The 8,686-nt window shown below is 51.0% G+C and carries 10 protein-coding genes; 8 read left to right on the forward strand and 2 right to left on the reverse strand.

What is annotated here, in order from left to right:
• Positions 1-16 precede the first annotated feature (16 nt).
• Entirely contained in the window at positions 17-1,291 is a 1,275-nt protein-coding gene (locus tag PsB1_RS10840; protein WP_284361397.1) for a DNA polymerase IV, read from the reverse strand.
• A gap of 75 nt (positions 1,292-1,366) precedes the next feature.
• Here PsB1_RS10840 and PsB1_RS10845 point away from each other — a divergent pair, with 75 nt between their 5' ends.
• Entirely contained in the window at positions 1,367-1,786 is a 420-nt protein-coding gene (locus PsB1_RS10845) for a response regulator (protein WP_420887914.1), read from the forward strand.
• 17 nt (positions 1,787-1,803) lie between these two features.
• Positions 1,804-3,168, forward strand: coding sequence for a PleD family two-component system response regulator (locus PsB1_RS10850; RefSeq protein ID WP_284361399.1), 1,365 nt, complete (start codon positions 1,804-1,806; stop codon positions 3,166-3,168).
• Between the two features lie 42 nt (positions 3,169-3,210).
• Here PsB1_RS10850 and PsB1_RS10855 read toward each other — a convergent pair whose 3' ends face one another.
• Positions 3,211-3,702, reverse strand: a complete 492-nt coding sequence (locus PsB1_RS10855) for an outer membrane protein assembly factor BamE (RefSeq protein WP_284361401.1) — start codon at positions 3,700-3,702, stop codon at positions 3,211-3,213.
• Positions 3,703-3,969: 267 nt separating this feature from the next.
• Between PsB1_RS10855 and PsB1_RS10860 the strand changes: the two genes are divergently transcribed.
• The 6 genes from PsB1_RS10860 (at position 3,970) to PsB1_RS10885 (ending at position 8,332) form a co-directional block, all read left to right on the forward strand.
• Positions 3,970-4,509: a ubiquinol-cytochrome C chaperone family protein gene (locus PsB1_RS10860; protein ID WP_284361403.1), complete on the forward strand. Its 540-nt coding sequence runs from the start codon at positions 3,970-3,972 to the stop codon at positions 4,507-4,509.
• Positions 4,510-4,566: 57 nt separating this feature from the next.
• Positions 4,567-5,727 carry a phosphate acyltransferase PlsX gene (plsX, locus tag PsB1_RS10865; protein ID WP_284361405.1) on the forward strand — a complete coding sequence of 387 codons (1,161 nt, stop codon included), beginning with the start codon at positions 4,567-4,569 and terminating at the stop codon, positions 5,725-5,727.
• A gap of 28 nt (positions 5,728-5,755) precedes the next feature.
• Positions 5,756-6,730: a beta-ketoacyl-ACP synthase III gene (locus tag PsB1_RS10870; protein ID WP_420887916.1), complete on the forward strand. Its 975-nt coding sequence runs from the start codon at positions 5,756-5,758 to the stop codon at positions 6,728-6,730.
• 112 nt (positions 6,731-6,842) lie between these two features.
• Entirely contained in the window at positions 6,843-7,133 is a 291-nt protein-coding gene (locus PsB1_RS10875; protein ID WP_284361409.1) for an integration host factor subunit alpha, read from the forward strand.
• An 8-nt stretch (positions 7,134-7,141) separates the two neighbouring features.
• Entirely contained in the window at positions 7,142-7,714 is a 573-nt protein-coding gene (locus PsB1_RS11965) for a MerR family transcriptional regulator (RefSeq protein ID WP_420887915.1), read from the forward strand.
• 36 nt (positions 7,715-7,750) lie between these two features.
• Positions 7,751-8,332 carry a GNAT family N-acetyltransferase gene (locus PsB1_RS10885; RefSeq protein WP_284361411.1) on the forward strand — a complete coding sequence of 194 codons (582 nt, stop codon included), beginning with the start codon at positions 7,751-7,753 and terminating at the stop codon, positions 8,330-8,332.
• The last annotated feature ends 354 nt before the right edge of the window (positions 8,333-8,686 follow it).

Below are 8,686 nucleotides of genomic sequence, written 5' to 3' on the forward strand. Positions count from 1 at the left end.
GCGATCGGGTTTGGTTTCACCCACCCGTTTTGATCACGCCCTTACCATAACGGGCCAAAATCCCATCCATAGCACGTTCAAGGGCGGCGTGCTTGGGTGCGTGCTTGGACAATAAGTCCCCCCTGTCGGCTAGATCGGATAGGGCAAAACCTGATAAAGCTACCCCCATCAAACGAAATGGGCCTTTGGGAATCTCTTGGGTCAGCATTGGTTTTAGAGCATCCAAAATCACCCGTCCGGTTGCTGTGGGATCTTTGAGAGTCACCCGCCGCGAGATCGATTTGAATGAACTTGTTTTGAGCTTAAGGGTGACAACTTGCCCAGCTAAGCCTTTGGCACGGCTCAATTGCCCAATCTTAGCACATAAGCGAATTAAGATGGGCTCTAAATCACTATGAAGCTTCAAGTCGTGGTGGAAAGTGGTTTCTGAGGAAATCGATTTGCGTTCACTGTCAGTCTCCACGCGGCGATGATCTATGCCATGCGCGATTAGAGCCAGTCGGTCGCCATGCTCGCCATAACGACTTGCCAATTGCCCAGGAGGTGCACCAGCTAGATCCCCAACCTGCCTGTATCCGTCCCTCTCCAGTCTTTTGGCCAAGGACGGACCAACCCCATGCAAAAAGGAGACAGGCTTTGGCCACAAAATAGCTTTCACATCGCTTTGAGTCATGATGGCAAAGCCGCGTGGCTTATCCAACTCACTGGCAGTCTTGGCCAAGAATTTATTATGAGAAAGGCCGATGGAAACAGTAAGACCCATGTCCACTTCGATTTTGTGTTGAAACCGTGCGAGGGTTTCCACTGGGGGCCCGTTATGCACACGTTGGGTACCTGTCAAATCAAGATAGGCCTCATCTATTGAGACCGCCTCCACCAGAGGGGTCAAAGCCTGCATGGCATGGCGGATGGCACGCCCTTCGCGGCTGTAAAGCGCCATATTGGGTGAAACCACATGGGCTTGGGGACAAAGCTTGAGCGCTTTAAACATCGCCATAGCAGAGCGAACCCCTGATGCGCGCGCGATGTAACAACATGTTGCCACAACCCCGCGCTTACCACCCCCTACAATAACAGGCTTATCGCGCAGTTCGGGTTGATCGCGTTTATGGATCGCGGCAAAAAAAGCATCGCAATCGATATGGGCGATGGCTAAATCGTTGAGTTGATCATGGTAGATCAGCCGCCTCGATCCGCACGAGCCACAGCGCATCGTGCTTGCAAGGGGCGTCATGCTCGCAGGGGTATGTGTTTGCCCCTGACAAAAACAATCGCGACATAGACTTAGCAAGGCTCGATTAACTCCCGTGCGATATAAGCATAGATTAAGCTTAGGGTCACGCTAAGCAAAAGATTGGAGCGGAGTATGGCGGCGTCAGTCGCACCTGAGGAGACCGACCGGTCGTTGGAGGAGTCCAAGCCGAAAAAAACTGTCATGATTGTTGAGGACAATGAACTCAACTTGCGGCTATTTCGTGACCTCTTGGCTGCCTTCGGCTATCGTACAATCGAAACGCGCGATGGATTGCAGGCGCTAGAGCTGGCACGCTCACATAGGCCCGATTTGATCTTGATGGATATTCAATTGCCTGAAATTTCAGGCCTTGACATCACACGGTGGATGAAGGCTGATGACGAGCTGGCCGATATTCCCATCATTGCGGTGACGGCTTTCGCCATGCGCGGTGACGAGGAGCGCTTCCGAGAGGGCGGTTGTCAGGATTATCTCTCAAAGCCGATTTCGGTTGCCACCTTTATCGGTGTTGTACGTAAGTTCATCGGTTAGATCATGAGGATGCAATCATGACTGCGCGTGTCTTGGTGGTCGATGATGTCGAACCCAATGTGCGCTTGCTGGAGGCCAAGCTGCAGCACGAATATTATACTGTTATCACCTCCAATTCTGGTGAAGAAGCCATACTCAAGGCATTGCGCGACAATCCAGATGTTATTCTCCTCGATGTCATGATGCCGGGTCTTGATGGGTTTGAGACCTGCCGCCGACTTAAAGAAGACTCAGCTACCCGCCATATTCCTGTGGTTATGGTGACAGCTTTGGACCAGCGGGAAGATCGCATTAAGGGTTTGGCTGTTGGTGCCGACGACTTTTTGTCCAAACCGATCGATGATGTGACCTTGTTTGCGCGCGTTAAGTCGCTGGCGCGGTTTAAATCCAGCGCCGATGAATTGCGACTGCGCGAGGCTGCGGGACGCCGTATTGGGGTGATTGAGGGGTCTTTAAATCGTGACCTTGGGCTTAATGCACGCATCCTTGTTGTGGAGGATGATCCGCGTCGTGCTGCACGATTGAAAAAAATTCTCGATGTGGAACAACGGCCTATGTTGATGCAAGATGCCAACGATTTAGGCCCAATGGGGCAATCTACGGTAGAATTGATGATTATTTCTGCCTCTGGTGTATCCTTTGATGGATTGCGCCTTGCCGCTCATGTCCGGGGCCAAGAAAACTCACGTAATTTGCCTATCCTTGCCATTTGCGAGCCGGATGAGAAAGTGCGGGCGTTGCGGGCATTGGAAGTTGGTGTCAATGATTTCATCTATAGACCTATTGATGATGAAGAATTATTGGCCCGCACCCGCACGCTCGTCCGGCGCAAACGCCATCTCGAGCATTTGCGGCTGATGGTTGATTCCAGCATGGAATTGGCTGTGACCGATCAGCTAACGGGACTTCATAATCGGCGCTATATGGAGAGCCAGCTCAAAGGGCTTCTGGCGCGTGCAGCACGGGGCGGGCCACCGGTCGCTGTTTTAATCGTCGATATTGATTTTTTTAAGCGGGTCAATGATTTGTTTGGCCATGATGCAGGCGATGACGTTATTCGAGAATTTGCTCTCCGTCTAGCCTCCAATTTTCGTCCAAGAGACCTGGCTTGTCGCTATGGGGGTGAGGAATTCGTAGTCATTATGCCCGATACCAATGCCGCAGATGCCACCATGATTGCCGAGCGCTTACGGTCATCGATTGAAGAGGGCATGTTTAAGGTCGGAGCCGGGCGCCAAGTTCTCGACATTACATGCTCGGTGGGTGTCGCCATTGGGCATGCGGGTGAACTCGATTTTGAAGCCCTTTTAAAACGTGCCGATGAAGCACTTTATGTCGCAAAACGCAGTGGGCGTAATAAGGTTGTGGCACAAGCTGCTTAAAAGATGGTTGTCATTCTTCTACAGGGGCAGCGGCCATGAGGTTCATTGCCGCCGCGGCCCACCAGCTGAAGTTGGTAAATTAGGATCCGAACCAGGCAATTGAATGGGTGCGCGGCCAATTGAGCCAAAAATCTGTTCCAAAAAAGTCACTTCACGTCCCCGCGTCGGCGTGCGTCGGCGATCATAGGCAATGACACGCCCATCGGCCAAACCGTATTTGCGCACACCTGCCACTTTGTCGCTGTCATCGAAGGAGATCGCGACGATCGATCGTTCTTTGGTTTTAGGGCGATAAAATGCAGTCTGTTTTTGAATCTCCGACATGTAATACCAGGTCTGCTCATCAAAAGTACCGGTTTGGGATGGGTTGCCCATCCGGGTTAATACGCTCTCCTTGGTGTCCACACCCGCTTGAAAGGGGGCCAATTGGCTTTCATCTGCTAGAAAACCACGACGATCCACAACCCCCGTGCAGGCACTCAAAAGGCACAAGCAGGCACATAAGGTGCTTGTAAGAAAGGTGGGGTGTTGCATGCTAATCATCCTTTTTAATCATACTTTGCGGACACAGCCGCCTCTATATTACCTTCAAGCATAGCTAGAAATTGGCATCAAATTAAGGCAATGTGGCTGCGTTTTGCACAACACGTCGCTTATGTGACTTTATGCACTTGACCTAGCTCTCCCCAACATAGGGTTCAAGCCCAAGGGAGTAGGAAGTATCTGTCTCCCGTACGGCGGAGCTGATTTCATTTATTTCCTACTTGATCTAAAGAAATTGCTCAATTGCAAAGGTAAATTATGCTTTCCCGACTTTTTGGCAATCAATCCCTTAAACGCCATGCGCGCGCAATTTATGATCAGCTGAGTTTGGCTGCGCGTGACTCCAATCTTTATGGGTTAGATCGTGTGCCTGATACCCCCGATGGCCGTTTTGAGCTGTTAGCATTGCATGCATCGGTTCTATTTGGCAGGCTTTCTAAGCGCGGTGATCAGGCTGAGGAGATAGCTCAAGAGGTCTTCAACATTCTTTTTTCAGCCCTTGATCACGCTTTGCGCGAGCTTGGGGTGGGTGATTTGTCGGTTGGCAAGCGAATCAGAAAGTTGGCTGAGAGTTTTTATGGCCGGATTGCGGTCTATCACGGTGCGTTGATGCTTAAAGGTGAAGAAGAAATACAGGTTTTAGCAGCCGCCATCGGTATCCATGTTCTCGATCAACCCACTCATCCGTCGGCGTTCGCCACCGTTTTGGCAACACGGATTCGTAATTGGGCGCTTGACCTTGAAGAGACGGATGATGAAATTCTCTTGCGTGGGGAGGTACCTTTGCCACGTGGATAGCTAATTCTGTCGCGGTGCTACAAGCGCACATGAAATATCTCGTGTGTTTTTTGAGGTATGTTCTATAGGGTTGCGCAAAAATCTGCGCTGCATGTGTTTGACCGAATTGGCGCACGGGCCAAGGCCCAAGGAGATGGGATGACACTTGGGTTAACGCTTTCGATCGATGCCATGGGGGGCGATCATGCCCCCCAGTCTATTCTAAGGGGAGTTGATCTTTTCGCGCGCGAATATCCTGCCGCACGCTTTGTGCTGCACGGCGATGAATCATTGATTACAAGCTATTTGGATGAGCTTCCAGCCGCCAAGGCCACGAGTAAGGTGCACCACACATCAGATATTGTGCCAATGGATGCCAAGCCAAGTCAGGCCATGCGCAAACGTGGTACCAGTATGTGGAATGCCATTGCCAGTGTGAAAGCCAAGGAAGCAAGTGCTTGTGTTTCCGCAGGCAATACTGGGGCCTTGATGGCGGTTGCCCATTTACAATTGCGCACGATAGAGGGGCTGCATCGTCCAGCCATAACGGCATCTTGGCCAACTCCAAAAGGTCAATGTGTTGTGCTCGATGTCGGGGCTAATGTTGATTCAGATCCAGATCAATTGGTTGATTTTGCCATTATGGGTGAGGCTTTCTCCCGTGCCTTATACGCGATTGAGCGCCCGAGCATTGGCCTCCTCAATGTGGGTACAGAGGATGTCAAGGGTCATGACGATATCCGCGAAGCCATGCGTTTATTGCGCCTCTTTGGGACCACTTTAAACCTTGAAGTGTATGGCTTCGTGGAAGGCAATGATATTTCGATGGGGAAAACCGATGTGGTCGTCACAGACGGGTATACTGGTAACATTGCTTTAAAGACCGCCGAAGGGGCGGCCCGTCTGGTGGGTGGATTTTTGAAGGAAGCCCTCACATCTGGGCCTTTATCGGTTTTGGGGGCATTATTGGCTTCTGCGGGACTTAAGCGCCTTAAACATAGAATGGACCCCAGTAGCTCTAATGGTGGGGTGTTTTTAGGACTCAATGGATTGGTCATCAAATCTCATGGTGGCACCGATGCCCGCGGCTTTGCGAACGCGCTGCGGGTGGCTGCCCGGTTAGCGGCGAGCTCTTATATCACCCAGGTCAGTGATAATCTAAAGCGGTTAAGTGCGGCGCGCGCCCAAACCCAGATCCCAACCCAAGCGATGAAAACCACATTGACCGTGTCGGATTAGGATTAGGGCTATAGCTATGGTTACACCAATCACGACGCGACAATCGATTTTTTTGGGCAGTGGTGCCTATCTGCCTGAACGTATTGTTACCAATCTTGAATTGGAAGCCATGATGGATACAACCGATGCTTGGATTCAAGAACGCACGGGAATACAACAGCGTGCCATTGCTGGGCCTTTAGAAACCACAGCGACGCTAGGCACCCACGCCGCCCGCCTTGCCCTGACCGATGCAGGCCTTGAACCTTCCGATGTTGATTTAATTGTTTGCGCAACCTCAACCCCCGATCGCACTTTTCCAGCTACCGCAACCTTAATTCAGGCGCAGCTTGGCATTCCTGTGGCCTCTGCTTTCGATGTTCAAGCCGTGTGTTCAGGATTTGTCTACGCGATGACAGTTGCCGATGCGCTGTTGAAAGTGGGACAAGCCAAAACTGCCTTGGTGATTGGGGCGGAGACTTTTTCACGGATACTGGATTGGTCTGATCGTACAACTGCGGTGTTATTTGGAGATGGGGCCGGGGCGATGGTCATGGGTACTTCTGTCGCTGCAACGTCTCAAGGTCGTGGGTTATTAGCCCATGCGTTACGTGCCGACGGCCGCCATGCAGACCTCCTCTATGTCAATGGGGGCGCTTCTCAGGGCGGGCGCATTGGTAAACTTAAAATGCAAGGGCAGGCTGTGTTTCGCCATGCCGTTGGAAACATTTCTGAGGCCATCTCTGTATGTTGTGCTCAGGCCGGTGTAGAGGTGGACGATATTGACTGGTTTGTCCCCCATCAGGCTAATCGCCGCATTTTAGAAGGCGTGGCACGTCGCTTGAACTTGGATGAGCATAAAGTAATCACCACAGTCATGCAGCACGGCAACACATCCGCTGCCTCGGTGCCACTTGCGTTCGATTTGGCCCGCAAGGACGGACGGATTAAAATCGGTGATTTAGTGCTTTTTGAAGCGATGGGAGGTGGGTTTACATGGGGTGCCTCGCTTTTACGCCTCTAAGGGGGCTGGACGTATTGTATAAATAGAGTTTAATAGACTAATAGATTGAGGGAATGGTGACATCATAGGATGCATCACTGCACTTCAATTGTAGCATTGGTAGGGGGTAAACGTGGGGAAAACGCTAACTCGCGCAGATTTGATTGAAGCTTTGGGGCGGGAAGTTGGATTGTCTCGCAGTGATTGTTCTGATTTATTGGAATCCTTGCTTGAGCATTTGGTTAAAACATTAGAGCGGGGTCACATTGTCAAGCTGGCACGCTTTGGCAATTTCACGGTAAGGTCGAAAAGCCCGCGGATTGGTCGCAATCCAAAAACAGGGGTTGAGGCGACCATTTCAGCACGACGGGTGGTAAGTTTTAAGGCCTCCCAACTCATGCGGGAGCGGGTTGAAAAAGGCTAAATAACAACGTGACTGGGCAAGAGAAAAGTGAGCTGGCATTTCGGACTATTTCTGAAGCTGCGCAACTTCTTGGTGTGCCTGCACATGTGTTGCGATTTTGGGAAGGCAAGTTTCCACAGATCAAGCCGCTTAAAAGGGCAGGGGGTCGGCGAAATTATCGGCCAGAAGATATGGCACTTTTGCGCGGTATCCGGGCCTTATTGTATGAGGATGGCTATCAAATCATCGGTGTGCAGAAACTGATTAAAGCCCAAGGCGTCGCGTTTGTTCGCGCGCGGGGATCGCGGGTTCATACTAAGGATTTAAGACCCGCTTTTGAAATATCCTCCCCCAATTCTGCACGTGAAGCTTTAGGGGCGGTGGATAGAACCCCAATTTTTCCCCTATCCCAATCCTTAGACGCGATCGGGTCCAGTCAAAGCCAGTCAGTTTTGCTTAGCCCTGACGTGCGCTCACAATTTGAGGCCGCTTTGGCTAAATTAGAGCATGCCCAAAGGTTGTTAACAGCTGTGTTTCCCGATGGTGGTCCAGTGGATGAAACACTGGCAAGCCCATTGATACCCCCGTCTACACGCAACTAAGTCTCCCAAAATCGAGAGATAGTCTTGAGGACATTCATGACAGACATTGAGATCAAACGGGCGCACGCAGGGCAGATTGAAGATATTGTTGGGTTGTTGCAGCGTGCCTATCGTGGGGAAGAAAGTCGGCAAGGCTGGACGTCCGAGGCTGACCTTATTGATGGTGATCGTAGTACTCCTGAGGAAATCACAGCTCTTATGCACGATCCCGAACAGATTTTATTGGTTGCAAACTCTGTCTCTCAAGGCCTGATGGGCTGTGTTGCCATCAAACGCCTAGATCGTACTCAAGACTTCACTTCGATGACCAAGTGCCTGTTTGGAAAGTTTGCCGTTGAACCCAAAGCCCAAGGCAGCGGCATTGGCAAAAAACTCTTAGCCGCAGCCGAAGCGGCGGCCCGCACCAATTTTCGCGCCCATAAAATGCAGATGACGGTGGTTGAGCAGCGCCATGAATTGATTGAGTTTTACAAACGCCGCGGCTATTGCGCCACTGGCAACCACATCTTGATGACGGACATTCACGATGACCCCACCATGACAAAAGGGCATGATCTTGTTTTGCTGGAGTTTGAGAAAGATCTCAAGTCTTATAATTCTGTGTTACATACGCCTTAGGTTTTGCATTTTTACTTGACCCGATAAATGAGCTAAAATCCTTACCTTTATAGATTTTGGTGTATGTTTTTTTGTGAAGACTACCGATGCATTTTGCTAGTGAAGACGGCGAATTTACTTATGAAGTCGCTCACAATTCAAACGGGTGTTTAACCTTTGGGATTGCCTAGTGTACCCGCACTGCTACCCATCGTTGGGCCGCTTTGGCCTAGAGTCTTTGGCCTTGTTGCACTGCTACCCATCGTTGGGCCGCTTTGGCCTAGAGTCTTTGGCCTTGCTCGTGTCCGGTGGGCTGGTGTCACCGGCTGAGATTGCCAACATAATCGGTGGGATATTCCCGATTGCGCTGTGAGG

The organism is Candidatus Phycosocius spiralis, assembly GCF_030158815.1.
GTDB classification, from domain to species: Bacteria; Pseudomonadota; Alphaproteobacteria; order Caulobacterales; family Aquidulcibacteraceae; genus Aquidulcibacter; species Aquidulcibacter spiralis.

What these genes read in the sequence shown, in the direction of transcription:
- PsB1_RS10845 (WP_420887914.1), top strand. Translation starts at nt 1,367, where the DNA reads ATGGCGGCGTCAGTCGCACCTGAGGAGACCGACCGGTCGTTGGAGGAG.
- PsB1_RS10850 (WP_284361399.1), top strand. Translation starts at nt 1,804, where the DNA reads ATGACTGCGCGTGTCTTGGTGGTCGATGATGTCGAACCCAATGTGCGC.
- PsB1_RS10855 (WP_284361401.1), bottom strand. Translation starts at nt 3,702, where the DNA reads ATGCAACACCCCACCTTTCTTACAAGCACCTTATGTGCCTGCTTGTGC.
- PsB1_RS10860 (WP_284361403.1), top strand. Translation starts at nt 3,970, where the DNA reads ATGCTTTCCCGACTTTTTGGCAATCAATCCCTTAAACGCCATGCGCGC.
- plsX (WP_284361405.1), top strand. Translation starts at nt 4,567, where the DNA reads ATGTTCTATAGGGTTGCGCAAAAATCTGCGCTGCATGTGTTTGACCGA.
- PsB1_RS10885 (WP_284361411.1), top strand. Translation starts at nt 7,751, where the DNA reads ATGACAGACATTGAGATCAAACGGGCGCACGCAGGGCAGATTGAAGAT.